Source organism: Leptospira yasudae (assembly GCF_003545925.1).
Taxonomy (GTDB): Bacteria; Spirochaetota; Leptospiria; order Leptospirales; family Leptospiraceae; genus Leptospira; species Leptospira yasudae.
This window is the reverse complement of the sequence record NZ_QHCU01000007.1, coordinates 43511-69139: the sequence shown is the minus strand read 5'-3', so window position 1 is coordinate 69139 and position 25629 is coordinate 43511. Positions and strand designations below refer to the sequence as shown.

Sequence of the window (25629 nt, the reverse complement as noted above, 5' to 3'; positions counted from 1 at the left end):
TCATTGAATCTCATAGTCAGTGATTTGTATTTTTCCATCAGGAAGATTGAGTATGTAATTCGAATCTTGAGACAAAATCATTCCGATGTCATGAGTATCTGCATCATTTCTGTTTATTCTTTTTGCCGCATGAATCACAATTTTCCGACCAGTCGGTAAATAAAAATAAGCTCCAGGATAAGGCTTAGCTTGAGCTCGAATAAAATTCAAGACAGCATTGACTTCTTTATTTACGTCAATATATCCCATATCCGGCGTTCTTTTCCCGAAATACGTTGCAAACGAATGATCCTGAAGCTTAGGCGGATTACCGCGCGAAATCTGAGTTAGTGCATCCATCAAACAAATGGGATAAACAAAACAAAACTTTTCTAAAATGTCCGAACCGGTATCGGTCTCATCAATAACAAGTTCGATCTGTCTATAAATCGCTCCCGTATCGACACTCTGCTCCATCACGTGACATGTCACGCCTGTTTTTTTTTCACCGTTAATAATGGCCCAAACATGAGGTGTCCGCCCTCTGTACTTAGGTAACAAAGATCCGTGCAAATTCAACGGATACTTAGCTTTATCCAAAACGACCTGCGGAATAATGTAACGATAATTCACGCTAATCAGATAAGTAAATTCTAAATTACTAATATATTGAAAAAGAAGAGAATCCTTTCTCAGATCTCCATAATATACAGGAATACACTTTTGCTCAGCGAACAAATCGACTGACTCCGCTCCCATGTCTTTATGTGTTAAGACAGCGAGAGGAATATAACCTTCTGCACATAATTTAGAAAGACAGAGAAACCCAAGCTTACCGAATCCACAAAATACGAAGGTTTTCATTTAGCCCAAAATCGCTTCAACAATTTTACTCGAATGATCAATAAAGGTTTCCTGAAGAATTTGACTCATCCTTATCCTAAACTCAAAAGAAGATGCAAAAGAAACTGCGTTTTTTAACTTTATTTCGAATTGATCGTCGTCAGCGTTCAAATATTCGTCGATAATTCCGAGTTTCTGAAACCCAATAAGATTCCCTATTTGATTTTCAGCAGTTTTAATTAAGACCATAGGAATTCCGAGCCTAGCTAATTCGTAAGTGGTCTGTCCTCCCGCCGAAATACATAAATGGGCGGATTGCATAAGATTTTTTATTTCTTCTGCGCCTAAATTCTTATGAAAAATAGTACGAGTATTTTCCCGACTTGTATTCAAGTGGGCTTCCTCGAACGCAGGTCCGACAATAACTTCTTTATCGATCTCTGGAAAATAGCGATCCAAAATCAACAAGATCCTTTGAGTGGTATTTTTTGGATCGCTTCCACCCATTGATATTAGAATCGTCCTTATTTTTTCTGGAATGTTTGGTTTTTGCAAATTGACGCAGAATGGTTTTCGTAATAGTACGTATTCAGGGCCGTCTATAACTTTCGAATATCGACTTCGATAGTTATAGATTGTTCCACCTAATCCTCCATTATAGATTATCGCTGACTTAGGATAAGTTAATCTATTAAAATCATCGATGCAAATTAATCGGATTCCTGTAGCTATCACTTGCTCGTATATGGCTAAGCTAGCTTGATAAGAATCAATGATAATCACTTGCGGGCGCTTATTAAGCCAATCCTTAATCCCTTTCGAAGTCCAGTTATAAAACGAAACATTAGTGTCCAAAAAATCAGCAACATCTGAATCTATGATAAGTTCAACAGAAAAGTTTTTTTCTCTGAATAGATCCGCAAGTGCTGAACATCTTCGAAAATGCCCGAGCCCCGCTTTTTGAAAATATTCGGTGAATATATAAATCACGAAATTTTAAGGACTGAAAAGAATCAGTTTAATCGACTAAAACCAGCGTGACAAACCGGGCCATCCAATAAATCGAAAACATCCCGACCTGTTTCACATTCACTAATCATTTTAAAGATTGGATCTAATTTTTCAAAGTATTCATTGATTACGCTTTCGGTATGTTCGATACAAGCATACACGGAAGTCCCAGCAAGAAATCCTTGCTTTAGCATTTCCTGAGTAATGAGCGTTTTATAAGCTAAGGCATTTTTACTTTTAATCGTAAAACCGCATAAGGCAGGAAGACCCCAGTATTCCAAATCGAGTTTATGTATATAAGATAAAGACTTCCAACCTTCAGTAATATTTTGTCCGATTTTAGTAATAGTCTCCCAAGAACGAATCCTTTCCATAACCTCGAGAGTTTTTACTGCGGCACTTGGACCAATTCTTTCGGTCCAAAAAGTACTACTGATAAAAGTAGACTGCGCCACTTCCATAATGTTTTGTTTACCAATAACCGCAGTAATTGCATACCCGTTTCCAAGTGCCTTTCCAAAAATCGCCATATCTGGATCAACACCATACTGTTTGTGAAGGCCACCGAACGTTTGACGAAAGCCGGAGGTACACTCATCAAAAATCAATACGATTCCATTTTTAGTAGCTAACGTTCTCACGCTTTCTAAAAATCCGGCATCGGGACCTTTATTTCTAGAAACTTCCATCATGATAACGCCGATTCGCTCATTCTTAATTAATTTTTCTAATTCATCCAAACGGTTATATAAAAATGGAAAAACGGTTCCTTTGAGATTTCGGGGAACCCCATTCGGATCGAGACCGGGCAGGAGATGTCCGGATAAACTATCATCTTCAGCTAAATTTGCTGAAAGATACCAATCATGCCAACCATGATAACCGCAGATTGCAACGTTATCCCTTCCGGATGCGGCTCGTGCAATACGAATCGCGATTGCATTCGCCTCCCCGCCGGTTCTTGCAAGTCGTACCATATTCGCCCAAGGGTGTATCTCAATGAGTTTCTCCGCAAGCTCGACTTCCTCCGGAGCGTTGAACGTCGACATATTACCTTTTCGAATAGTTTCCAATACGATATTATCCACTTCTGGATGGCCATATCCGAGAGTGTTGGTTCCTACCCCCATTAGAAACATATCCGTATATTTCTTTTCATCTAAATCCCAAACTGAACAACCCTTTGATCTGCTAAAATACGTTGGCCAATGCTCAGGAAGAAACATTTCGGCGCGTTTGGAAAGGAGCATATTTCCACCAGGAATCAGTGTTTTCGCTTTCCTCCATAGTTTTTGTCCTTTTCCCATTGTACTTCCTTCGTTTCTTTTTATATCCTTATTAAATACGAATAATTCCGGTTTGGATTGATAGAGTTTAATTACATCTTTCCAGTTAAAATCGATTCTCGGTTCAAAATGGTCGAAAATATTTTTAACCACTTCTAAATCATTTTTTTCATCAACGGTCCAGCGAAGATGCGAAAGGTCTTCCTCATGGGTGAGATTCATTTTCGAAAATTGTTCGTTTTCGCGTAAAAAAGGAGTCACGTGTTCACGATCAAACGGCTTGATTGCGACAGAGTGCGCTATTTTCAATGCCTCCATTGAAAATATCTCAATATCCACTCCATCAGGAAAAGTCGGCGGGTTTATATTCGAAACATAATCGTTTCTCTTTGAAAAAAACAACTCGACGAGTTGATCAACGAGATCGGGATCCACCAAAGGACAATCACCAGTGATTCGGATCACGATATCTGCATTATAAAGAATCGCCGCTTGGTAATATCGATCAAGAACATCATTTTCACTTCCGCGAAAAGAAGAAACGCCTATTTGATCAAGATAAGCGACCAGTGCATCATTCTTAGCATCTAAAGAAGTCGCGACTACGATTTGATCGATTTTTTTTGCTCGCGAGAGACGATCGATGAGAATACCGATCATAGGCTTTCCCGCAAGAGTTTGCATTACCTTATTCGGAAATCGTGTCGATCCCATTCGAGCTTGAACAATGGCTATTATTTTCATGTTAGCTTCCAAAGGGATGGATTTATTAGTCCTTCATCCTCTGAGGCAAGGTAATTTGGGAAAAGTATCTCGTTCTTTTTTTGACAAAAGGATAGAATTTCGCGCAGATGAAAAACGGACTCGACGCCGAAGACAATTTGCGAAATACCTTGAATTGATTGGATGTATTTGATACATGCCTCCAATGGTTCGATCTTATTATCCTGGAGCCATTTATCCCATTGCTCTAAGTGCTTGTTCCAGGGAAAAAAATACTGTGGCCTGTTCGAAGATTCCATCAATAACAAACCTTGCAAGAAAATCGATCGCACTTGGATGAGAATTCCATCCGTGTTCATTTTTTCCAGCCAGCCACTTGTCAAAAATTTTCGATCGAATACGTTCATTGGCGTCTGAATAATATCGTAGCTTACGAAATCCGGAATTAATTCAAGGTCTCTATAGGAATAGATCGAAATCCCAAATTTTTCGATCTTTCCTTCGTCGATAAAATCACGAATTCTTGAATATACTTCTCTACCGAATTGAGAGGACAAAATGGACGGATCATGAAGAAGAAGTCCTTTTAATTTCTGGATTCTCAGACGTTCAAAAGATTCTTTAATAGAATCCGTGGTCCAACTTCCTGGAGACGAACAATTCTTTGGAATCGAAGGAAGCTTTGTCACAACCTCAAAGCGCCCCTGATTCAATTTGCCTAATATGGATTCACTATCGCCATAGGCGATTGCTGTATCCAACACTCGAATACCATTTGCAAAAGAAAGGTCTAAGATTTTTTCAGCTTCTGCTTCATCAACCTTACCCTGTCGATTGGAAACTCCGTATTTTAAACCAAACTGTACAGTACCTAAAACCAATTCGGGAAAGTTCATTGAATCAAAATAAAGTTTGATGCCCCATTGGCGTCATAAGTCGGTTTACAATTTCATCTTGCTGGGCCTCCGTCAAATCCGGAAACAAAGGCAGGGTAACGGCTCTGCCATAGTATTTCTCCATATTAGGAAAATCCTCTCGTTTAAATCCCATCTTTTGATAATAAGGCTGCCGATAGATTGGAATATAATGTAAATTGGCCAATATTCCAGCATTTCGAAATCTTTCAAATATTTGCGTTTGCGTATGCTTCAATTCATCAAGATCTAATTGTATTACATAAAGATGGAAGGAAGAGTATGAATCAGGATGCTGCCATGGCAGTTCAACCGGTTTATTTGCTAAAATCTCATTGTATCGTTTTGCTAAAGCGTGCCTTTTAGTAATAAATTCTTGTAGTCTATTATGCTGACTTACGCCAAGAGCGGCAAGAATATCCGGCATTCTATAATTGAATCCTAATTCCAATTGCTCATAATACCAGGGGCCGTCAGGATCGGAAGTCATTTGAGCGATGTCTCTTGTAATACCATGACTTCTTAATCTATACATTTTAGAATATAGCTCTTCGTTATTTGTGAGAGCCATTCCACCTTCACCCGTTGTGATAATTTTAACTGGATGAAAACTAAAAACCGTTATATCACTGTACTTACAATTTCCGATAGGTTCACCCTTATATTTTCCTCCGATCGCGTGTGAGGCATCCTCAATAATTTTGAATCCATATTTTTTCGAAAGCATATGAATGCTTTCCATTTCGGCGGCTTGACCGGCGAAATGAACTGGAATGACCAATTTGGGAAGTTTACCAAGCTTTTCAGCTTGCTCCAATTTTTCTTCCAACTTGGAAACAGAAAGATTATAAGTCTTTTCATCGATATCTACGAAATCTACCACGGCTCCGCAATAAAGGGCGCAGTTCGCGCTCGCCACAAAGCTGTTCGGACTTGTCCAAACAATATCGTCCGGACCAACTCCAAGGGCTAAACACGCAATGTGAAGAGCTGAGGTCGCGCTATTTACCGCAATTCCATGCTTTACATTGCAATTTTTTGCGACAACCGATTCGAATTGAGGGACCATAGGTCCTTGCGTTAAGAAGTCGCTCTTTAAAACTTGAACCACCAGATCGATATCTGCTTGTGAAATCGCTTGTCTTCCGTACGGTATCATTTATTATTTTGAGTCATATTCACAACTCTTTCCTCCGCAAGCTTTCCTTTCTCTAATCTAAAAATAACATCGCAATTATCTAATGTGCTTAAGCGATGGGCGATAATGAGAATCGTTTTTTTCCCATGTAACACATTAATAGCTTCCATAACGCCCTTTTCGGTCTCTAAATCTAGAGAGCTCGTCGCTTCATCTAAAACTAAAACAGATGGATTGTGATAAAGTGCCCTTGCAATTCCGATTCGTTGTCTTTGGCCTCCAGAGAGTTTAACTCCTCGTTCACCTACGACGGTATCCAAACCTTTAGGAGCATTTCGTACAAATGTCTCTAATTGCGCAAGCCTCACTGCATTCATAATTAAGCCTTCATCAATCTGATCCTCCGATAGGCCAAACGCAATATTTCTGCGAAGAGTATCATCCGTTAAATATATGGACTGAGAAACATATCCGATCAGATTTTGCCAGCTTCGTTTCCCTTCGGAGATAGGAACCCCGTCTATATAGATTTCTCCTTTAGTCGGATCTAAAAGTCCTAAAAGCATATCTATAAAGGTACTTTTTCCTGCGCCGCTTTCTCCAATGAATCCGACGGTTGTTCCTTTTTTGATCGATAAAGAGAGATCCTTTATTACTTCATGATTTTCAAAGCTCAAACAAATGTTCTTTGCTTCGATCTGAAAGTTAAACTGAATCTTACTTTTTTCCGAATGTTCATCTGATTCATTCGTGATTTCGGTCATCTCTGAATATACTAAATCGATAGTAGGAAGTGAAAACTTAATATTCTGTAAAATAATAAGAATACGATTGATCGAAGGCATTATCCGAAATGCTGCGACACCGAACAATGTAATTAACACGACGATATCGGACATCGGCTTACCTTGAATTAATATTCCGGTTACTAATCCTGCAAGACCGATAATCGCTATATATTCCAACCACAATCTAGGTAATGCCAATAGCGTAGTATAATTTCGTACTACTTTTGCACCTCGCTCTACTTGAGCCTTATATTGATTTAAAAATTCGATTTCCCGCCCATACAATTTTATATCTTTGACTCCTCCTAAACCTTGTTGAAAATGTTTTAATCTAGCGGCCTCCGAATCCTGTCTCGCTAAACCTAATTCTAACAATTTCTTCTTCGTCAGAAAGAAAAGTACGCCACCGCCAACACTCATTAACGCCACTACAATGATTGATCCAAGAGGCTCCATACTCATCAACAAAATCGAAATTCCAAATAAAGTAATTAACTCCGTTCCAAGAACCAATCCTTGCTGAACCATTGAAACCAGACTAGACACTTCGGTTGATGTATTGCGTATTAATTCCGCTGAGTTACGATTGAGGTGAAACAAATATGGTTGGCGTAGATACTTTGAAAACAAAGCGTTCGAAAGTTCCGCTTGAAATTCAGATGCGTATTTTGACTGGCTCCAAGCTAAGTAAATTAAAAAAACCGTTCGAATCGAATACACAAAGACCATCGCAGCCATTGCATATAAAATCAATACTTCAGTCTTTGGATTCCCTAAGCGATTGAGAATAGAAACAAAAAGCGTACTATCTGATAAAAGTTTAGCATCCGTTAAAACTGAAACCAAAGGAACGACAATCCCTACTCCGAACGATTCAAAAAACATACTTAAGAATATTAAGAAAAACATAAAATATGTTTTTCTTTTTCTCCTTTCGGAAAGAAGAAACCAGATCTTGTTAATGTAGCCGATTTTTGGGAAGATTGTCATGAATCAGAATTCCATCGTTTCGATTAATTGCGATTAATTAGAACAAATTGAATTTTTATGATAAAAAGCATTCCGTCTTTGTTTCGAATGACGAAAATTAAACTGCAGATAAGCTGTTCAAAGGAAAACAGAACTTAGAAAAGGATTCAATCAATTTGCTTTAACTAAATAACTCAATTGCATCGTTCGCACTCTGCAAGTTGAGCAGAGCAGTCATTTTTTAATAGCAAATAGAATCTCGTATATAAACCTAAAGCGATAAAAATGATTGGTAAAACGGATTTTGCATGCCAAGTAGAGTAATGTAAATCCATAAAGGCCAAAAAAAGCAGAACAAACGAAACAAACCTTAAAATTCGAAACTCGACAAAACTATTTTCGAATTTCTGTTTTACTTCGAATAGATAAATATTCCAAGTAATCCTTCCCAATAAGAATATCAGAATTACAGAGAAAGGAATTCCAAAACGTAAAAATGTATCCACAAAACCGTAATCGCCTCCCTTCAAGGCTCCAAAAGAGCTGAATCCTTCACCCACTAAAAGTAACGGGGGAAACTTTATTATCGATTCTAATATTTTTTGCGAGCCGTCAAAAAACAAAGACTCGATAAAAGTCATTTTTTTTGCACCAACTCCTGAGAAAGCTAAAGAAAACTGGAAGGTTAAGTTTTTTTCAACGAAAAGCAAAAAACGATCAGGAAAAAAAAGTATAGCAAGCAATATACCGAAACATAGAAACAGGATAAAAGGAAGAATCCGCCTCAAATTTGTTTTCGAAATCCTACTAGAAAAAAGAGATATCATTTTAAATTCTAAAAGAAGAAGAACAAGCCCGAAAGCTGCTATACTTGTAAAATTCAATCCAATCAATATCATCAGAGAAGATATCAAAATAACGCCGAATCTTAGTCTCTTTCTATGGCCCTGCAATAGCGAAAGTGCTGCAAACGCCGCAAACGCAATCCAAGTACTAGAAACGGCATGCGTCTCAAGAAGTCCAAAACTTCGATTATTAAGTAAGTTACGTCCCGAAGGATCACGATAACCGTCGTTTCCAAAATCTAATCTATGTTTTTCACTCACATAATTCGCAGCCTCAATGGAATAAACGGTTAATCTTTTAAATGCTAATTTACTAATGCTATCGTAAACAAAGAACAACCCTGAGAAAAAACCTGAAAGAATAATTGCAACAAAGATCGTTTTAATTTCCGGTAAGGAAATATTCGTTCGAAAGATATCGTAAATAATTACCGGTGCCAGAAAAAGAAAGGAAACTCTTAATCCTTCTTGAAATTCAATAACTTCGAAACTCACTTGCCATATAAAATGAAATATTATTAAAAACGAGTAGAGCAAAATGAATTTCGAAATCGCTCCAGATGATTTCGAAATATTCTTTTTTTTAGTATTGGCTAACTTAATTAGATATATAATAAATAAAATTACATACGGAATTAAAGCCGGCTTATCGCTCATGAATCCAACTTGAAGCGGAAAGCTAAAGCAGAAGGATAATATACAAAGAAACCAAAGTAATTTCATTATTGAAGTTAGTTTTTCAAATTCAAAATCGTTAGTTTAATTCCTCCGCCAAGGCCCTCTTTATTTGAAGAACGTATTCCAAAACGAAGATACCAATGCATGCTAATAAAAAAGAGACAAAAAAACCTATTTGCAAAATTCGGATCCAAATCCTATTGGGCGCAGGTTCGTATCTTACTTTTTGAGCATATTTTAATATACTGGTTGAAAGACCTGAAAATTTAGTCAAATATTCGCCTCCTACCGTCTTTGAATTATTTTCAGAATCGGCAAACAATTTCGCATGTCTCTCCAATATCGGCAAAACAATCTGCTTATGAAACTCGGTAATTTTTTCTTCTTCTTCAGATTGGGCAATCGTTGAAATAGCAATAATATTTCCGGTTTTCATGGGATCATTCTCGATCTCGAGAGGATAATTAGGATTAGCGTTCTTACTGTAAATTTCTCGTATCGCAAACTCAATTGAATAAAATGATTCGATTGGCGCATTATCTCCTAAATACGATCCGACAAAAAGATACGTGGTAAATTTAAAAGTCTGTTCGTTTGCTTTTTCAACTGGCCTCTTCGAAAATGCAATAAGCGAAAAAACTAAGCTACAAAAAAGAAAAATAACGTAAAACCAGTTTCTCCTAACGATTATAGTTTTAATGATTTGTGTAAGCGATATGCTATCATCGAAAATATTTAAACGATCTGAACTTGATTGACTTACATTCTTTTCCATGAATATTAACTTACCTTTATAGAATTTCGCTCGTAAGAATTTAATTAAAATCTATTTTTTCAACGCGTTAGAGATTAGCAGACTTACGAACCACAACTCTATGTCTTAGCAACAATTCGAATTTTCTTTTTCGGCTAAATATAAAATTAAAAACTTTATAATTTGCCTGAACCCAAAAAATCCTCGAACGCCAACCGAATCCCTTCCCGCAATTCCACCTGATGTTTCCAACCCATCTTGTGAAGTTTGGAAACGTCCAAAAGTTTGCGCGGAGTTCCGTCCGGTTTCGTGAGATCGAAGGTCAAAAGTCCCTGATAACCGACGACGTCCTTTACGGTTTCCGCGAGTTCGCGTATGCTCACTTCGATGCCGCTACCGACATTCACGTGTTCACCGCCTTTTGGATCTCCGTCGACGTCGTAATTTTTCATGAGAAATACGCAGGCCCGGGCCATGTCGTCGGAATATAAGAATTCTCTTAAGGGTTTACCGGTTCCCCAAACGACGACCTCGGGAAGATTCTGCATCTTAGCTTCGTAAAATCTGCGGATCAAAGCGGGAAGAACGTGGGAATTTTCGGGATGATAGTTATCGCCCGGACCGTAGAGATTGGTGGGCATAACGGAAATAAAGTTCGTACCGTATTGACGATTGTAACTCTGACACATTACGATTCCTGCAATCTTAGCGACCGCATACGGTTCGTTCGTCGGTTCGAGTTTACCGTCGAGCAACTGACCTTCGTCCATCGGTTGTTGTGCGAACTTAGGATAAATGCAGGAAGAACCCAAGAAGACGAGCTTCTTCGTTTGAAAACGATAACAAGCGTCGATGATGTTGTTCTGAATTTGAAGATTTGAAAAAATGAATTCTGCGGGATACGTATTGTTTGCGTGAATTCCTCCCACTTTTGCCGCGGCAAGAAACACGTATTCCGGTTTGTGAGTTTCAAAGAACTCGTTCACCTTCGATTGTTCTGTAAGATCTAATTCGTCATGCGACTTACCGATGATATTCTGGTAACCTTCGCTTCTCAAAACCCGTTCGATCGCGGAGCCGACAAGACCCCTATGACCGGCGATGTAAATCTTTGCGTTCTTATCCATCGCCTATTCTTCCCCTACTTCCTTCTTCAACTCTTCGATCTCTTTCCGAATATGTTCGTATTCCTGCATCTTTACTTTCAGATAACGAACCGTGATGCGGGCCTTCTCTTCGATTCCCATAGGAGTCAAAAAATACGCGTATGCGAGTTTATTCTTGCTGTTCTTAAAGTTCTTCGCCTTGATCCAACCCTTATCCATCAAAGCCTTAAGACAATAGTTCACCTTGCCTAGGCTGATCCCCAAAATCTCGGAGATTTCCCTCTGATTGACTTCGGGATTTTCTTCCAAGATTCTCAGAAGTTTGTGTCTTAACGCGTCATCCATAATGAAACACTCAAAAAGGTGGAAAAATACGAGGAAAATGGGGGCGGAACGGTGTTCCCAGGCATAGCTTCGCCGGGTCAGTCCCAAAATTGGAAAATCTTGATTCATAAAAAGGCTGCAAACACAGCCTGTCAAGAAAATTTGTTCAACTCTTGAACAGACAAGGGTTTCGGAAATTTCCCAAATTCTAAGAAACTTTCTCGAGTTATCTTTTAGGAAGGGAGAAGCGAGGAAACATTCTGACTAAAAACGAAATCGCAAGGAATACGATATTCTCCCCTCGTTCCATAACCACGAAGTTAGAAAAGAAGCGGGAACCGCAAAACACGGAAAAACGATCAATCCCCTATGACGAACCGCCTAAGAAAAGAGAATTCCTTCGCGGAGAAAGTCGGAATAAAAGCTCTTAACTGCCCAATGGATTGATCGATCCAATCGTTCGAATCCAAACTTCCTTTCCCGAATCCATTGTATGAATGATTCATCCGATCGATCTAACCGGAACGACGAATTTACAAAGAAACGATCAAAGACAAGCTCCGCAAGTGCGAGCCCCTCCCCTCCAAGCCCGGTTCTCATATTCAATTCTTTGCATCGAAACGATGTTTGCAAATCTTACAAAGCGTTCCGCTCTCGTTCGTTTCTATATAAGAAACCTCTGAATCATTCAAAGATCGAATCACTGGAGAATGGATTCTTAAGTTAGGAGATCATTTTAAACATCGATTCAGTTTTTTCTTGCAGAAAGGATTCTTCGAACAAACTATATCCAATTTCTGCCCCGTAATTTCAGGAGATTCTAACACTATGGCCGATTCCTCTATTGTCCAAAAATTGGACGCAAGGCTCATCGAAGACGGCATCCTCGATCGAGCTTTCGAAGATGATTATTCCCTCGTTCACCAAAGACTCAACGAAGAGTTTCGTAAAACCGGAAAGTCCGCACAACCCGAAGCCAACTTCGAACTCGGAGAAAAAATTCTCAGAGATTGGCTGCACGGACTCGCTCGCCAAGGAGCTTCTCAAGATAAACTGACAAGCTATCTTCGTTGCGGCCTCGCGCATCTTTCCTACGACTACATCGAATCCGCGAACGAAGGAATGGAAACTTCCGATATCGACGAACTGATCGGCCGCGCTTTGGTTTCTTTTAAGAATCGCGATTTCGAAAAGACCTTCTTCCGCTCCAACGAAGGCGACAAGGCAGTTGTGGAACGGGTTGCCGCAAAGAAAGCTGCGGTTAAGAAAGCCGCTAAGAAGAAGGCGGTCAAGAAAAAGGCTGCGAAAAAGAAAGCGGCAAAGAAGAAGTCCGCTCCTAAAAAGAAAAAGACCGCGAAGAAAGCGGCCAAAAAGAAAGTAGCGAAGAAAAAAGCTCCCAAGAAGACCGCAAAGAAGAAGGTAGCTAAAAAGAAAACCGCCAAGAAGAAATCGAAAAAAAGATAATTCGTTTCGATTCTTCCTTTCGTTCTAAAAACACCTTGAAGCCGGCCTTTCGACAACACGCGGCTTCAAGGTGATGCCGATCCAAATTCCGTTTCAATCCGCAGTCGATTCAATTCTTGCCGAGCCCCGGGCTGACTCTTGTAACGTTCGATCGCTTCCGCAAGCATCGGCGAAGACATTCCGTAATTCGAAGTTAAGATCATAAAATGAGATCCGATCCATCCCTCACTCGAGAGGATTTCTTGGATCGCTTTGTCATAGAATTCTTCCGGCTCGGTTTTGATTCGATCGAACGACCGCAGAAGAAGAAAGACCGCGGCGTTGCCGTTGAATTCACCCGCGCGTACGTCCGCAATTTCGTCCCAAGGAAGAACGACCGTCCATTTGCTCCTTCCGATTCGAAAACCGTCCGAATCGAATCGAAGAAAACCTACCGGAACTTTTCCGAGCACGACGAGAATGGCCAACAAGAATCCAAAGCCCGCAACGACATAGGCAAGAATCCTCATCAAAAAAGGATAATTGTCTCCGAAGACGGCAAGGATCGTTCCGAGAAACATCAATAAACAAGCCATCATCCAAATTCGCAAACGCGACGGCTTGATATCGACTCCTCCGATCGCGTCGACGGAGATGCTTTGAAACTTGCTTTCTCGTAATTTTCGAAGTATCGTCGTCAGAAAAGTTCCCGCGCAAACCCCGAAGAATGCGGTCGTGACAATCCCGACGTTTAAATTCTTAGGAAGAACGAAAATTCCCATTGCAACGAACGCGAGGGAAATCGCCGCCAAAATCCAATCCATTCGTTTCGGCTTGAGATCGTGATAAATGGAATTCGCCTTTTTCATCGTTCCGGGTCCTTAGAAGAATGGATCGAGTTCGCAGGTTCGGACTGTTCGTGCTCGACGGGTGCGCGCTGCGCGTTTAGACAACTGTCGCATAAACGCAGCGCTTAATCGAACAGCGGAGAATTCTTCGCGAAACCGATTCTTCAAGCAACAATTCGATTTGTATGAGTTCCCACATTTTTCCGAAAGCTGAGAGGCGCGTATGAGATCCTACACTTTCTTCTACCAGGACCATGTGAAGGAGTTCCTATATCCTTCGCAATTCAAACGGATTCGCATCCTGTGAGCTCCCACATTCTTCTGAAATCCAGTAATGCGCGTATGAGTTCCTACACGTAAATCAAAACACAACGAAGCCTTCGACATATTGACCTTCCAAGCCAACCCCCGACCGAATCTTCCCTCCATTTCGTTCCCAATTCCAACCTGGCACTCACAAAAAAAGAGTGCTAATTTTTTAAAAAAATGCTGGAACTTTTTTATCAATTTGGCACTCTAATACTCAGATTGCTAAAGAGGAAATAAGAATGATGAACGAATTTAGAATCTTTGAAGACCTTCACAAACTGCAAAATCAGTTTTCCGGCTTTTGGGATCAGTTTCCTGCGAGAGGTGGAAGCGCCTATCCGGCCTTAAACATCCATAAAGGAACCGACGAAGTCACCATAACTGCCCTGATTCCGGGCATCGATCCGGAAGCTCTACAGATCACCGTCAGTGGAAACAGATTGGATCTCAGTGGAGAGGCTCCGGTAAATTCCTATGCGACTGCAAACGCAAACCGTGTGGAGCGGTTTCACGGAAAATTCCGAAGAGCATTGGAACTTCCGGCCGAAGTGGATTCGGAAAAAGCAACCGCTGAATTCAAAAACGGAGTTTTGATTCTTAGCCTTCCGATTCGGGAAAGCGTAAAACCGCGTAAGATTCAAATCCAGACCAAGTAAGTAAATAAAGGAGAACCGACTATGACAAACGCAGTTCTGCACAAAGAAAATCATACGGCTGAGGAGAATCAAACTTCGCAGGAAACAAAAAAGGAACGAGTGAGAATTCTTACTCCGAGAGTGGATGTCTACTCCGACGAAACGAACATCTATCTGATCGCCGATCTTCCCGGAGTGGAAGAAAAGGATGTTCAAGTGCAGCTTGAAAAGGATCAGCTTACGATTTCCGGAAGAACGTCCGAAAGAAACGTTCCCGGTGAACTGAGATATTCCGAGTTCCGCACGGGCGAATACAGAAGATCGTTTACGGTAACCGAGTCCGTGGAAGAAGACAAGATCTCCGCCGTATATAAAAACGGCGTGTTGAACCTGACTCTTCCGAGAAGAAAACCTCTTACCAAAAAGATCGAGGTTCGTTCCGAATAATTTCACATTGAGCCGACGCTGGGCCTGAAACGGCCCTCCGGCGTTTCGTTATACTACCTGAAGTCTAAAACCCTATATTCAACCTCGGAGTTCTCCGGGGTCTTTTTTTGCAATCTTCCGACAAGAAGATCTGAATTCGCATAGCGCAATTTGGTTTTGGCAAAGAATCCGCCAAACTTTCAGTCACTTCGTTCGATCGAGATGCTTCTTCCGAGCGACGCTTCGCTTTTCCGAACGAATTTCCCGGATTGAAAAAAAGGAAAGGCTTGGAAAGTTGTCCGTAACGCACAACTCTACCCGGAATTTCGGAAAAGAGCGTTAGGAAGCACATATCATGAAAACCTTTCTCCTTCTTCTTTGTTCGAACGTATTTATGACCTTTGCCTGGTACGGGCATTTGAAATTCTTTCACGGTTGGAGTTTGCCCCTGACGATCGCCTTAAGCTGGGGAATCGCCCTTTTCGAATACATGCTCATGGTTCCGGCCAATCGAATCGGTTACGGCGAAGAAGGATACAACGCGTTTCAATTGAAGATTCTTCAGGAAATCATTACGATCACAGTTTTTATCGTGTTCGCTTCTTTCGTTTTAAAGGAAAAAATCAGATGGAATCACGCGGTGAGTTTTCTGCTGATTGTGGCTGCCGTTGGATTCGCGTTTTACGATATATCGAGCGACCCGCAGGAAGCGAGATAGCCGGAGATGGGCGGAGCCATTCATCGAAGGCTTCCAACGAAGTTGGAAAATCGGCCTGAAAATGCAAACGACAAAGCCGCGAACCGTAAACTCAGAACTCTTCAATAAAATGAAGGAGTTCCCACATTCTTGGAAAAACGAAACAATTCCCAAAGGCACCGATCAATTCTACCGACAAACAATCTGCGGATCGGAAATCGCTTGCAAAAAAGATCAGACCGAAAGTCGAAGAACCAAATCGATATGATGTCCGCGTCCGCCGTCCACGGCTCGCTACCGCAAACCGACGGCTTTGACGGATCTTGTCTCTGCCGGGATCTATAAGAATTTCTTAATGTCTTTTGCGAGAGTTTTACCGTCCGTTCCACCGGGGAACGTAGCGAGAATTCTGCTTTGATCGTCAAGCACGTATAAAAATACGGTGTGATCGACGGTATAACCCCCTGCCACTTGCGGATTGCTCACCTTTTTCGAAATCGCACCGAATGCGTTCTGCAAAACATCAAGCTTGGACTTTTCTCCCGTTAATGCGACAAGCCTTTCACCGGGAAACTGTTTTACGTATTTTGCAAGTAGTTCGGGGGAATCCCGTTCCGGGTCCACGCTGATAAAGACGGGCGTCAGATTCCGACCGTCTTCTCCGAGTTCTTTGACTGCGGCGGACATATCCAAAATCGCACGAGGACACATGTCCGGACAATGGGAAAAACCGAAATACACGAGTTTCAGTTTACCGGGAATTTCGCGCAGAAGAACTTCGGAATTCGCGGTATTCTTTAAAACGGATGTGGACCATTCTTCCACTAAAACGGGTTCTTGATTTACGGCCAAGTTCGACTTCCAGAGTTTCCATCCGAAAAAACCGAGTCCGATTCCGAAAATCAAAACACTGGTAAAAAGAATTCTTTCCTTCAAAACCTTCTCCTAAACGTTCCGTTCGCAAGAGCGCGATAAACGTTCTTCTTCTGACCGTTCGCCTTACGAAGTCTTTTGCACGTTAGACGTCATCTTATTAGACCGCGACGATCCATCCCATAGCGCCGTTTTCCGCCATCTTTGTCTGATGCGGATGAAACATATATCTCCCCCGTTTCGGAAGAGTAAATTCCACGATGACCCGTTCGGTTTGTCCGAGCGTAACGACGTCCGTATGATCGTCCGGGACCAGTCTGGTTCCGGTCCGAAATACGTCGAACGTTTGCGCGTGCAGATGAAACGAAGCGACTGGTTCGTATTCGCATAGGTTCGCGATATACAATCGCACCTTTTGACCAACGGGAACTTTGATCGGATATCGATCGTAAAAACCGGACATTCCGTTCCAAGAGAAGATATCGTTTCTCCCCTTATCCGCAAGATCCCAACCGGAAAGAATCAGCATAAATTCGTGTGCGGGAGGACGTCCGCCGGGAGGATCCACGATCAAACCGCCGTACAAACCCTTTGCCATATGACTCGCAAGAGGAGGAACGTGACAGTGATACGGATGAAATCCGATCGGCCCCGCGGTGATTTTGTATGTTTTTTCGCCGCCAGTAACGATCGGTTCCCAACCGTCTTCGTTCGGATCATGACTTCCGTGAAAGTGAATCGAATGAGGATGTTCGGAATCGTTTCGAAGAGTGATCTCCATTTTTTGTCCGAGCTTGGCTCGAACGACGGGCCCCGGAACGATTCCGTTGAAAGTCCAAGCCTTGACGACCGTGTTGTGCGCGACCGTCAAAGGCATTTCTACGATGCTCAAATGTTGTTTCAAAATCGGACCCGAAGAAACTTCGTGATTCTTCAATTCCATCCGATTCAAAAAAGCGGGATTGGTATGAAAGGGAGGATGCACCATGCTCCCATACGAGTTGTTGCCTGGATTTCCGGGAATCGTGGATTCCTTATTCACACCCACGATTCCGGGGCGAACCTTACAAAGAAGTCCCCCGTTTCCATCCTCGTCTCCGATCGAACTGAGTCCGGCGCCCGCGGCCAAACCGGCTCCGCCGATCCCCATCCATTTGAGAAACTGTTTGCGGTTCACTTTTTTAGAATTTGGCTACCGATGTGATGAGAATGATCAGCGCCAAAAACCCCACTCCCCCGTAAACGAGGGCATTTTTCAACCAAGCGGGAACCTTCGATCCTCCCGCGACCAAATACGCTCCGGCTCCCACGATCGGAACCAGAAGAATCGCTCCGGTCCAGATCGAACCGGATTTCGCGTCCACATCCTCTCTTTTTACGAGATCCGCAAGCGCCAAAGGCGCAAGAAGAGTGTAGAGGATGAACGGAAAGTAGTATCCGTAAAAGTTGAATAATAAAGCGAAGAATCCGGGGCCGCCGATGACAGTTTGTTCCATGTTTTTTCTCCTATGATAATTTCTGAATATTCTAAACTTCTTAACTGATTGTTTTGGTTCCCACGCCGTTCATCAAAGAAAGTCCGGTGTAAGCCGCCAAAAGGAAGAATGCCGCGATTCCTCCCCAAACCAAGGTTCGTTTGAACCAAGTCGGGTATTTGTTGCCGCTTCCGAGCAGATAAACCGCGGGACTGAGGATCGGGATCAATGTGATCGCCAAAATCCAGGACAGTTTTTTGTTCTGATCCAAATCCGTTCTGTCTTTCAGATCGAACAGAGACATGGAAGTCCAGCAGATATAAATCGCGAACGGAAGCAAGAATCCCAACCAGTGATAGAAGAACGGAAAGAGACTGATCGGTTTTACGAGAGTGATCGCCCCTGTGGTCGGCGCGGGTTTTCTCGGAACCGTTTTCAAAACTTCTTCCGCTTCTTTCGGAAGGTGAATCTTGTTCAAATCCAGGTTGAAGTCTTCAAACGCGGTCAAAGCCGGTTTTACCGGAGCGGAAGCTCCGTTCGGCATATTGACTTGAGGACCCGGAATCGGTTGTTCTTTGTAGTTTCCGGAAGGGAATTTTCCGCCGGAAGCCTGCACCATCAAACCGAGTGCGCCGAGCATCATCGAAAGATCTCCTCCCATCGGAAGCCTCAAGAACGAACCGCAACCGTTCCATTTTTCAAGGAAGGCGGGAAGTTCCGTTCTGTATTCGTTGCCCGAGAAACAGTTACCCGTACTCATCGGACCCACGAGAGCGATATCCGCTCTACCCGAGTTGTAGACGATGTTGTCTTGCACCACGTTGTTATGCGAAATCCAAAACTTCTCATCCAAGTTGGGAAGAATCACGATCCCGTTGTTTTGGTGATCGATCACCACGTTCTTGCGGATGATATTGGAAAGACCGCCCGCGATCAGGATACCGTTTCCAAAGGAAGGATATTCCAGAGCCGCGATCGGAGCCTTCGGGTTATTGTTGTTGTAAACCAGGTTTCCGATGATGGTCGTTTCTCTTTCGGGAGGAAGAAGTTCCCGATCGAGCGTGTTCGGCGCGAGACCTACGATGTTATTCTTCCAAACAGAACTGATGAGATAGAGTTCTCCGCCGGAGTTGGTTCCGGAATAACCGAGCGCGTTGTGTTCCGAAACTACGTCGTAAAGAATCGCCTTACAAGGATAACACTGACCGATATACACACCCGAGTCCGGTGAACCCGAAGCATACGCGTGTTCGATGACTCCGTTCATCGAGTCGAACGCGTAAATACCGTAGTCGCCGTTGTTGTGAGCGGTCAGGTAAGAACCTCGATATCCTTTCACGCCGGTCCAATAAAAACCGTTCAAGGAAGCGTTTCTCGCCGTCATGTTTTCGATCGCGACTCCGTCCGCCGCAACGACCATGATTCCGTTTCCTCTTTGAAACTGACCGTCGATGATGACCTTATTCCGATCCACGCCTCGAATCGTAATCGAAGGAGTCGTAACGGTGACTTCTTCGTAATAAACGCCTTCGCTGATGAGAATCAAATCTCCCGGACTTGCAGCGTCCACCGCGTTCTGAATCGTAGGATATTGAGAAGGAACCTTACGCGTGGTTCCTGAAAATTGCGCAACGTTCTTCCAAGACTTGCCCGCTTTAGCCGCAGGGTTGTATGGAACGTCTCCGACGACGACGTCTCCGACCATTCCGTTTTTACCGTCGGGAGTCGCGTGAAACGAACAGAAATACGGAAACACGCCTTCTTTCGGAAAGGTTACTTTCGTTTTGGAGCCGCGAGCCATCACGATGTTTCCGAAAGTCTTTTCGGTGGACCAGCTCTTATCGACAGCAATTGCGTTATGCGGATTGTTTCCCGAGTTGACGAACTCGACGATTCCACCGACGGGAATTTTCTGCATCGGAGGAGAAAAGGAGTTATCGATCATCAATACGTGAGCGAAACCCTCGATCTCATCCTTCTTTTCCCCGGAGCAAGCGGAAACGAGAATTCCCAACGAGACTCCGACCATTAACAGAGCCGTAAGATAGGGAAGTTTTTTGATTTCGAAACCTGGTTTTTTCATTTTTGATTGAACCCCCGGGTTTTCCGGAATTTTATTGTATACTGAATCTGAGGTTTGTTGGAAATAGGATGCTCATTTGTGAATCAATCGAGAAGGGTTGCAAGGGAAAAAATGACCTTCTCTATCTATAAATGGCTTCGACTCTCTCTGGTTCAGAATAATGAGCATTTGCTCACATATTTAAAAAAACTCAAGACAAAAATTCTATGAGAGAGATTTTTCCGGAATCGAGTTCGAACATCTGTTATCTTTCAGAAAAAGAGAGAGACGCGCCCTCGGATGCATCGGGTCAACTATGAGCCTTCTTCTGCGTATCAAAGATTTATTCAAGGTTCCCTCCCCGAATTCCATCCATCCGAACGCTTGGAAAAAAAACATCATCCACGTTCTATTGCTTCTTTCGTCCTGTTTCGGATTTTTAATCTACGTTCCGAGCGTCTATCTGGCTTGGACTCAGGGACTCGGAGAAGTCGTCATCATCGATACGCTTGCGCTTCTTCTTATATGGTTTCTTTTGCTTCTACCGAGCAAATTGTATAAACCGAAGTCGTATTTTCTTTTGGGTTTAATCTTTATCCTCGGTTGTCTTCTTTATACCAAGATCGGACTCGGAGGCGCGGGAATTCTTTGGTTCTTTTTGATTCCCGTTTTTTGCGGAATCTTTTTAAGTCCTACGATCGCGTTGTGGGGTTGGGCGCTCGCTTCGGTCTGCGTATTTTCCGGAGCGCTTCTCGCCCATTATAGAATTTGGATCGGAAACGAAACTCCGTTTCAAATCCTCGTGGTCGGCGCAAACTTCACCTTCTTATGCGGAATTCTCACCTTTTCCATCATAGCGATTTTACGGGGACTCGCGGAAGGCATCCGCAAACAAAAACAACTGATCCTTCTTCAAAGAAAAACGAACAAAAAACTACAGAGCGAAATTTCGATCCGCACCGAAGCGGAATCGCAGCTTACGGAATCGTTAAACGACAAGGAAACTCTCTTTCGGGAAATCCAACACCGGGTTAAGAACAATATCCAACTCATTCTCGCGATGATGACCTTGGAACAGGAAAAGACAAAATCCGAGCCCGCAAAAAAAGCGTTCGCTTCCGCGATGAATCGGATTCAATCCATGGCGATGGTTCAGGATTATCTGTTTCACAAAAGCACTTACAAAGTCATTCACGCGAAAGATTATCTGAATTCGTTGGTAAATCATCTTTTCGTTTCTTACGGTCCGAGCGACGGGAGAATTCAATCCGACTGCAACATCGAAGAAATTTTTCTTCCCATGGACAAGGCGGTTCCCTGCGGTTTGATCGTAAACGAACTTCTTTCCAATTCTTTCAAACACGCATTTCCCGATAAACGAAAAGGATTGATCACCATTCTTTTTCAAAAATCGGCTTCGGGTTATCTGACGTTGGAAGTGGCGGATAACGGAGTCGGCAAGGATTCTGCGGACAAAGACCCTCAGGAAGGAAATTCTTTAGGAATGAATTTGATCGAAGCTCTTTGTATGCAGCTTCGCGGTGAAATGGAAGTCGAAAAAGAAAACGGATTCCGCGTAAAAATCCGCTTCTTTCCTTAATTGGACGCCGAAAAAATCGTCCTTTGTAAAACGACCGCGTTATACGCTCGTTTCCACGTTAGCGTTCGATCTAGGATCCGTCCAACGGATGAGTCTTTCAATCCCGATCGGGATAGGATTCGAAACAAAGGGTTCGTTCCTTCATAAACGAATGAAACTGTTTGTGACCGGCACATTCTTCTTCGGTGCTCATAAAGTAATCGTATCCGCCCCCCGCCATTTTAATCCGGCAACAGCCTTGCGCGGCGGGCTTGGAAGAAGTTTCCAAACCTCGTTCGGATTCTTTTTTATCCGATTCTTTGGAAATTAAAGTTCCGCAGAGAAATAAAATCCCGATCAACACGATCCCTATTTTTTGTTCGAATCTTCTCTTCATAACATACGACCCTGGACGTTCCGCGCATCTGATAAAAAGGCGTTTTTTCTTTTCCTGCTTGTAAGACGAAACGTTTTGTTTCCTTTCTTTCTATCCTTTTTTCATCCTTGAATTTTGATCAAATAAAATCGAAGAGAAGACTAAATTAAATTGCATTTATAATTTCTTTACTAATACTGAATGATTATTTTTGATCCACAGGAAATAGTATTCTTATGAAGCTTTTGGTTCAGTTTTTTTCCGAACCTCTTTCCGTTCCGTTTCGTATCGGATTTGTTTTATTCTTTCTGCCGAGTTTGCTCTTTGCGGAAACGATTCTTTTGAAAACGGGCGAACGGACTTACGCGACCGTAATCGATCAGGACCCCGAAACCGTCACGATCATCAAGGACGGAAAGCGGGAAAGATTAGCAAAAAATAAAATTCTCAAGATCATTTTCAAAGAGATCAAGGACGAACAGGAGATCGCCAAGATCATCGAAGCGGAAAAAAAGAAGCTGAACAAGGAAGGAAAGAAGAGCGAGAAGGAAGAACAACTCGACACTTTCTATTTGGAACAGATGATCAAGGAGAACAGCTACAAGATCGTTCAAAAACGTCTCGCGATGATGGAAAAATACCTCGAAGAACGGGACGGCGACTGGGAACGTTATATTTCCGCGAAACGAAATCCCTGGGAACCCGTTTGGAAATCCGCGATCCTTCCGGGCTGGGGTCACAGTCTTATGAAACAGGAAGGCTGGAGTTCCACTTACTCGACGTTATTCTTCATTTCTTTGATTTCCTACATCGGTCTCGACGCGGCGGAAAAAGACAGAGCGAGTTCGTATAACAAAAAGATCGAAAAGATTCTCGAAACGCAGTTTACGACGAACTTGATCCCTACTTCCGGTTTACCCGCCGGTCTTATGGATCAATACAACCAGATCACTCTCGTCAAAAACATCAATTCCTTGAACGGAATTCGATCGGACGAATCGCAATACAAAAACGCGAAACATGCGGCGATCGGGGTCGCGATCGGAGTGTATCTGATTCAGCTGACGCACGCTTATTTTACGGGAAAGACTTGGGCGCAAAACAACGTGATTCTAAGCCCTACGGGAGAACCCGTCACCGAAGGTTTCGGGGTCCGCGGCAATCCTATGGTTTACAAGGAAATCGCCGGCGGTTCCAAAAGCCTCGATGTGGGCGGTCAGGTTCTCTATTCGATGTTTTTCTGAGTTGAACGGCTCGGAACGGAAAATCCCTTCGAAGCAAGCCATCCTTCGTTGAAGATTCTGGACTGGTATCTCGCACCGGAGTCGCATAACACCGTTACGATGGTTTTGCCCGGTCCGAGTTCTTTGGCGAGTTTCACGGCGGCGCCCACGTTGATTCCCGTGGAACCGCCGAGAAACAATCCGTCTTTATGAAGCAATTGATAAACGACTTGAAGACATTCTTCGTCGGTCACGCGGATCGCGTCGTCCATCGGAGCGTCTTTCATGTTCTCCGTGATTCTTCCGTTTCCGATTCCCTCGGTGAACGAACTTCCTTCCGCAAGAACTTCTCCCTTCTTTACGAAATTATAAATTCCTGAACCGTATGGATCGGCCACGATCGTTTTGATTTTGGAATTCTTCTCTTTTAGAAAGAGGGAAACTCCGGCGTAGGTTCCTCCGGTTCCGAGTGACGTGATCCACGCGTCGATCTTTCCTTCGGTTTGTTCCCAGATTTCGGGCGCGGTGGATTTGTAATGCGCTTCGCGGTTGGCGAGGTTGTCGAACTGATTGGCCCAAACCGCATTCTCCATTTCTTCCGCAAGTCTTCCCGAAACCTTGACGTAGTTGTTCGGGTCCTTGTACGGAACTGCGGGAAGGGTTCTTACTTCCGCACCGAGAGTTCGAAGCAGATCGATCTTTTCCTGGGACTGCGTATCAGGTATGATGATGAGGGTTTTATATCCCTTCGAATTGCAGATATGCGTGAGTCCGATTCCGGTGTTTCCCGCGGTTCCTTCCACGACGGTTCCGCCCGGTTTCAAAATTCCCTTTCGTTCCGCGTCTTCGACGATATACAGAGCGGCCCGATCCTTGACGGAACCTCCCGGATTGAGGAACTCCGCTTTTCCGTAGATCTTACAGCCGGTTTCTTCGCTGAAACTTTTGAGTAGAATGAGCGGCGTGTTTCCCACCGCGCTCGAAAAATCTTGCTTAACGTTCATAGCGCCTTCTTTTTTTCGTAGAATGCCCTAATCTTTCGATCGACCCTGAAACGCTTTCGTAAAAGCGTTCACTTGATTTGTATGAAACAAAATACTCCGCGGCAGGCGCGGAGTATTCGTTCTTTTCCTTCGAACCGACCGAAGCCGGTTCAAAAGAATATCTTTCTATTTGAATGTTCTAATTTCGCTTTAACGTAAAATCGAACACGTTTGTGACGAGGCGATTAGGCGATCGTCACGTCCTTGGAGAGATAAACGTCCTGAATCGCGTTCAAAAGAGCGACTCCGTCCTTCATCGGTTTTTGGAACGCCTTTCTTCCGGAAATCAGTCCCATTCCGCCCGCTCTTTTGTTTACGACCGCAGCTTTTACCGCGTCGCCTAGGTCGTTTTCACCGGAAGCTCCACCGGAGTTGATCAGACCCACTTTTCCCATGTAGCAGTTCGCCACTTGGTAACGCGCCATGTCGATCGGGTTATCGGCGGAAAGAGCGGTGTACATTCTATCGTCTTTTTTACCGAATTTCAAATCCTTAAACCCGCCCGCAAAAACTTCGGGAAGTTTTTGTTTTACGATGTCCGCTTGGATCGTAGCGCCTAAGTGGTTCGCTTGTCCGGTAAGGTCTGTCGCGAGGTGATAGTCGATCTTGTCGGGTTTGAATCCGTCGTTTCTTAAGTAAGCCCAAAGAATCGTTACGAGTCCGAGTTCGTGCGCTCTGTGGAACGCTTCGGAAATTTCCTGAATTTGACGGGAGGATTCTTCCGAACCGAAATAGATGGTCGCTCCGACCGCAACCGCTCCCATATCAAACGCTTGTTCTACGTTTGCAAAAAGGATCTGGTCGAACTTGTTCGGATACGAAAGAAGTTCGTTGTGGTTGATCTTTACGATAAAAGGAATCTTGTGCGCGTATTGTCTGGAAACGAGTCCCAAAACTCCGAGCGTGGAAGCGACCGCATTGCAACCGCCTTCGATCGCGAGCTTTACGATGTTCGCAGGATCGAAATACGCAGGGTTCTTCGCAAAGGAAGCTCCCGCACTGTGCTCGATGCCTTGATCCACGGGAAGAATGGAAGTATAACCGGTCCCGGCAAGTCTTCCCGTATTCAGGATCGCCTGATAGTTTCTGAGGACGGAGTTGTTACGATCGCTTTTGGAAAGAATATCGTCTACATAGTTGGCGCCTGGGAGGCTCAATGATTCCTTGGGAATCGTTTTACAAGTATGGTTTAAAAGTGAGTCCGCTTCTGCACCCAGTGCGGCTTTGATTTTATCAATCATTCCTAAGTTCCTTGCTCGATTTGAATGTTGGATACAGGTTT

Annotated in this window: 24 protein-coding genes; 6 read left to right on the top strand and 18 right to left on the bottom strand. The window is 43.2% G+C overall.

Features of this window, described 5'->3' with window-relative positions:
• The 10 genes from DLM76_RS18565 to DLM76_RS18520 form a co-directional block, all read right to left on the bottom strand.
• Positions 1 to 843, bottom strand: coding sequence for a methionyl-tRNA formyltransferase (locus tag DLM76_RS18565; protein WP_118966141.1), 843 nt, complete (start codon positions 841 to 843; stop codon positions 1 to 3).
• The gene (locus DLM76_RS18560) at positions 844 to 1812 is read right to left on the bottom strand and encodes a PseG/SpsG family protein (protein WP_118966140.1); all 969 of its coding nucleotides are present in this window, start codon (positions 1810 to 1812) and stop codon (positions 844 to 846) included. It lies immediately after the preceding gene.
• A gap of 23 nt (positions 1813 to 1835) precedes the next feature.
• Positions 1836 to 3863: an aminotransferase class III-fold pyridoxal phosphate-dependent enzyme gene (locus DLM76_RS18555; RefSeq protein ID WP_118966139.1), complete on the bottom strand. Its 2028-nt coding sequence runs from the start codon at positions 3861 to 3863 to the stop codon at positions 1836 to 1838.
• The gene (locus tag DLM76_RS18550; RefSeq protein ID WP_118966138.1) at positions 3860 to 4738 is read right to left on the bottom strand and encodes an aldo/keto reductase; all 879 of its coding nucleotides are present in this window, start codon (positions 4736 to 4738) and stop codon (positions 3860 to 3862) included. The genes DLM76_RS18555 and DLM76_RS18550 overlap by 4 nt, the downstream gene beginning before the upstream one ends.
• Positions 4739 to 4742: 4 nt before the next feature.
• Entirely contained in the window at positions 4743 to 5915 is a 1173-nt protein-coding gene (gene pseC, locus DLM76_RS18545; RefSeq protein ID WP_118966137.1) for a UDP-4-amino-4,6-dideoxy-N-acetyl-beta-L-altrosamine transaminase, read from the bottom strand.
• The gene (locus tag DLM76_RS18540) at positions 5912 to 7672 is read right to left on the bottom strand and encodes an ABC transporter ATP-binding protein (RefSeq protein WP_118966136.1); all 1761 of its coding nucleotides are present in this window, start codon (positions 7670 to 7672) and stop codon (positions 5912 to 5914) included. The genes pseC and DLM76_RS18540 overlap by 4 nt, the downstream gene beginning before the upstream one ends.
• 173 nt (positions 7673 to 7845) lie before the next feature.
• A complete protein-coding gene (locus DLM76_RS18535) occupies positions 7846 to 9153 on the bottom strand; it encodes a hypothetical protein (RefSeq protein WP_241548298.1) in 1308 nt (435 codons plus the stop codon).
• Between the two features lie 97 nt (positions 9154 to 9250).
• Positions 9251 to 9949, bottom strand: a complete 699-nt coding sequence (locus tag DLM76_RS18530; RefSeq protein WP_118966134.1) for a hypothetical protein — start codon at positions 9947 to 9949, stop codon at positions 9251 to 9253.
• 155 nt (positions 9950 to 10104) lie between these two features.
• Positions 10105 to 11055, bottom strand: a complete 951-nt coding sequence (locus DLM76_RS18525) for a GDP-L-fucose synthase family protein (protein WP_118966133.1) — start codon at positions 11053 to 11055, stop codon at positions 10105 to 10107.
• Between the two features lie 3 nt (positions 11056 to 11058).
• On the bottom strand, positions 11059 to 11379 hold the full coding sequence (locus tag DLM76_RS18520) for a MarR family EPS-associated transcriptional regulator (RefSeq protein WP_118966243.1): 321 nt from the start codon (positions 11377 to 11379) through the stop codon (positions 11059 to 11061).
• Between the two features lie 807 nt (positions 11380 to 12186).
• On the opposite strand from DLM76_RS18520, the gene DLM76_RS18510 reads away from it, so the two are divergent.
• Positions 12187 to 12822 (top strand): hypothetical protein, encoded by a 636-nt coding sequence (locus tag DLM76_RS18510; protein ID WP_118957390.1) that lies wholly within the window; start codon positions 12187 to 12189, stop codon positions 12820 to 12822.
• 65 nt (positions 12823 to 12887) lie between these two features.
• On the opposite strand, the gene DLM76_RS18505 is transcribed toward DLM76_RS18510, so the two are convergent.
• The gene (locus DLM76_RS18505) at positions 12888 to 13670 is read right to left on the bottom strand and encodes a hypothetical protein (protein WP_118966131.1); all 783 of its coding nucleotides are present in this window, start codon (positions 13668 to 13670) and stop codon (positions 12888 to 12890) included.
• A gap of 530 nt (positions 13671 to 14200) precedes the next feature.
• Here DLM76_RS18505 and DLM76_RS18500 point away from each other — a divergent pair.
• The 3 genes from DLM76_RS18500 to DLM76_RS18485 all read left to right on the top strand — a co-directional run bounded on the left by DLM76_RS18500 (position 14201) and on the right by DLM76_RS18485 (position 15737).
• Entirely contained in the window at positions 14201 to 14614 is a 414-nt protein-coding gene (locus DLM76_RS18500) for an Hsp20/alpha crystallin family protein (protein WP_118966242.1), read from the top strand.
• Positions 14615 to 14635: 21 nt separating this feature from the next.
• Positions 14636 to 15040 (top strand): Hsp20/alpha crystallin family protein, encoded by a 405-nt coding sequence (locus DLM76_RS18495; RefSeq protein ID WP_118966130.1) that lies wholly within the window; start codon positions 14636 to 14638, stop codon positions 15038 to 15040.
• A gap of 334 nt (positions 15041 to 15374) precedes the next feature.
• Positions 15375 to 15737, top strand: coding sequence for a DMT family protein (locus tag DLM76_RS18485; RefSeq protein ID WP_118957452.1), 363 nt, complete (start codon positions 15375 to 15377; stop codon positions 15735 to 15737).
• A gap of 318 nt (positions 15738 to 16055) precedes the next feature.
• Here the strand turns inward: DLM76_RS18485 and DLM76_RS18480 are convergent, their stop codons facing one another.
• The 4 genes from DLM76_RS18480 to DLM76_RS18465 form a co-directional block, all read right to left on the bottom strand.
• Positions 16056 to 16652 (bottom strand): SCO family protein, encoded by a 597-nt coding sequence (locus DLM76_RS18480; RefSeq protein WP_118966128.1) that lies wholly within the window; start codon positions 16650 to 16652, stop codon positions 16056 to 16058.
• 97 nt (positions 16653 to 16749) lie between these two features.
• A complete protein-coding gene (locus DLM76_RS18475; RefSeq protein WP_118966241.1) occupies positions 16750 to 17739 on the bottom strand; it encodes a multicopper oxidase domain-containing protein in 990 nt (329 codons plus the stop codon).
• Between the two features lie 31 nt (positions 17740 to 17770).
• Positions 17771 to 18085: a PLDc N-terminal domain-containing protein gene (locus tag DLM76_RS18470; protein WP_118957397.1), complete on the bottom strand. Its 315-nt coding sequence runs from the start codon at positions 18083 to 18085 to the stop codon at positions 17771 to 17773.
• A gap of 40 nt (positions 18086 to 18125) precedes the next feature.
• On the bottom strand, positions 18126 to 20147 hold the full coding sequence (locus tag DLM76_RS18465; RefSeq protein ID WP_118966127.1) for a plastocyanin/azurin family copper-binding protein: 2022 nt from the start codon (positions 20145 to 20147) through the stop codon (positions 18126 to 18128).
• A 295-nt stretch (positions 20148 to 20442) separates the two neighbouring features.
• Here DLM76_RS18465 and DLM76_RS18460 point away from each other — a divergent pair, with 295 nt between their 5' ends.
• The gene (locus tag DLM76_RS18460; RefSeq protein ID WP_118966126.1) at positions 20443 to 21726 is read left to right on the top strand and encodes a sensor histidine kinase; all 1284 of its coding nucleotides are present in this window, start codon (positions 20443 to 20445) and stop codon (positions 21724 to 21726) included.
• Between the two features lie 97 nt (positions 21727 to 21823).
• Here the strand turns inward: DLM76_RS18460 and DLM76_RS18455 are convergent, their stop codons facing one another.
• Complete coding sequence (locus DLM76_RS18455) at positions 21824 to 22102, bottom strand: LIC_11321 family protein (RefSeq protein WP_118966125.1); 279 nt, start codon at positions 22100 to 22102, stop codon at positions 21824 to 21826.
• A gap of 215 nt (positions 22103 to 22317) precedes the next feature.
• Here DLM76_RS18455 and DLM76_RS18450 point away from each other — a divergent pair, with 215 nt between their 5' ends.
• Positions 22318 to 23325 (top strand): LA_0442/LA_0875 N-terminal domain-containing protein, encoded by a 1008-nt coding sequence (locus DLM76_RS18450; protein WP_118966124.1) that lies wholly within the window; start codon positions 22318 to 22320, stop codon positions 23323 to 23325.
• On the opposite strand, the gene DLM76_RS18445 is transcribed toward DLM76_RS18450, so the two are convergent.
• The gene (locus DLM76_RS18445) at positions 23307 to 24308 is read right to left on the bottom strand and encodes a cysteine synthase A (RefSeq protein ID WP_118966123.1); all 1002 of its coding nucleotides are present in this window, start codon (positions 24306 to 24308) and stop codon (positions 23307 to 23309) included. The two genes, DLM76_RS18450 and DLM76_RS18445, sit on opposite strands and share 19 nt — an antisense overlap.
• Before the next feature lie 224 nt (positions 24309 to 24532).
• Positions 24533 to 25588, bottom strand: a complete 1056-nt coding sequence (locus DLM76_RS18440; protein WP_118966122.1) for a class I fructose-bisphosphate aldolase — start codon at positions 25586 to 25588, stop codon at positions 24533 to 24535.
• Positions 25589 to 25629 lie beyond the last annotated feature (41 nt).

Coding starts and splice junctions, on each gene's coding strand:
- DLM76_RS18555 (WP_118966139.1), bottom strand. CDS start 3,863: ATGAAAATAATAGCCATTGTTCAAGCTCGAATGGGATCGACACGATTT.
- DLM76_RS18495 (WP_118966130.1), top strand. CDS start 14,636: ATGACAAACGCAGTTCTGCACAAAGAAAATCATACGGCTGAGGAGAAT.
- DLM76_RS18540 (WP_118966136.1), bottom strand. CDS start 7,672: ATGACAATCTTCCCAAAAATCGGCTACATTAACAAGATCTGGTTTCTT.
- pseC (WP_118966137.1), bottom strand. CDS start 5,915: ATGATACCGTACGGAAGACAAGCGATTTCACAAGCAGATATCGATCTG.
- DLM76_RS18500 (WP_118966242.1), top strand. CDS start 14,201: ATGAACGAATTTAGAATCTTTGAAGACCTTCACAAACTGCAAAATCAG.
- DLM76_RS18550 (WP_118966138.1), bottom strand. CDS start 4,738: ATGAACTTTCCCGAATTGGTTTTAGGTACTGTACAGTTTGGTTTAAAA.
- DLM76_RS18470 (WP_118957397.1), bottom strand. CDS start 18,085: ATGGAACAAACTGTCATCGGCGGCCCCGGATTCTTCGCTTTATTATTC.
- DLM76_RS18475 (WP_118966241.1), bottom strand. CDS start 17,739: ATGGGGATCGGCGGAGCCGGTTTGGCCGCGGGCGCCGGACTCAGTTCG.
- DLM76_RS18510 (WP_118957390.1), top strand. CDS start 12,187: ATGGCCGATTCCTCTATTGTCCAAAAATTGGACGCAAGGCTCATCGAA.
- DLM76_RS18485 (WP_118957452.1), top strand. CDS start 15,375: ATGAAAACCTTTCTCCTTCTTCTTTGTTCGAACGTATTTATGACCTTT.
- DLM76_RS18525 (WP_118966133.1), bottom strand. CDS start 11,055: ATGGATAAGAACGCAAAGATTTACATCGCCGGTCATAGGGGTCTTGTC.
- DLM76_RS18450 (WP_118966124.1), top strand. CDS start 22,318: ATGAAGCTTTTGGTTCAGTTTTTTTCCGAACCTCTTTCCGTTCCGTTT.
- DLM76_RS18530 (WP_118966134.1), bottom strand. CDS start 9,949: ATGGAAAAGAATGTAAGTCAATCAAGTTCAGATCGTTTAAATATTTTC.
- DLM76_RS18565 (WP_118966141.1), bottom strand. CDS start 843: ATGAAAACCTTCGTATTTTGTGGATTCGGTAAGCTTGGGTTTCTCTGT.
- DLM76_RS18505 (WP_118966131.1), bottom strand. CDS start 13,670: ATGAAAAAGGCGAATTCCATTTATCACGATCTCAAGCCGAAACGAATG.
- DLM76_RS18520 (WP_118966243.1), bottom strand. CDS start 11,379: ATGGATGACGCGTTAAGACACAAACTTCTGAGAATCTTGGAAGAAAAT.
- DLM76_RS18465 (WP_118966127.1), bottom strand. CDS start 20,147: ATGAAAAAACCAGGTTTCGAAATCAAAAAACTTCCCTATCTTACGGCT.
- DLM76_RS18460 (WP_118966126.1), top strand. CDS start 20,443: ATGAGCCTTCTTCTGCGTATCAAAGATTTATTCAAGGTTCCCTCCCCG.
- DLM76_RS18455 (WP_118966125.1), bottom strand. CDS start 22,102: ATGAAGAGAAGATTCGAACAAAAAATAGGGATCGTGTTGATCGGGATT.
- DLM76_RS18535 (WP_241548298.1), bottom strand. CDS start 9,153: ATGAGCGATAAGCCGGCTTTAATTCCGTATGTAATTTTATTTATTATA.
- DLM76_RS18445 (WP_118966123.1), bottom strand. CDS start 24,308: ATGAACGTTAAGCAAGATTTTTCGAGCGCGGTGGGAAACACGCCGCTC.
- DLM76_RS18440 (WP_118966122.1), bottom strand. CDS start 25,588: ATGATTGATAAAATCAAAGCCGCACTGGGTGCAGAAGCGGACTCACTT.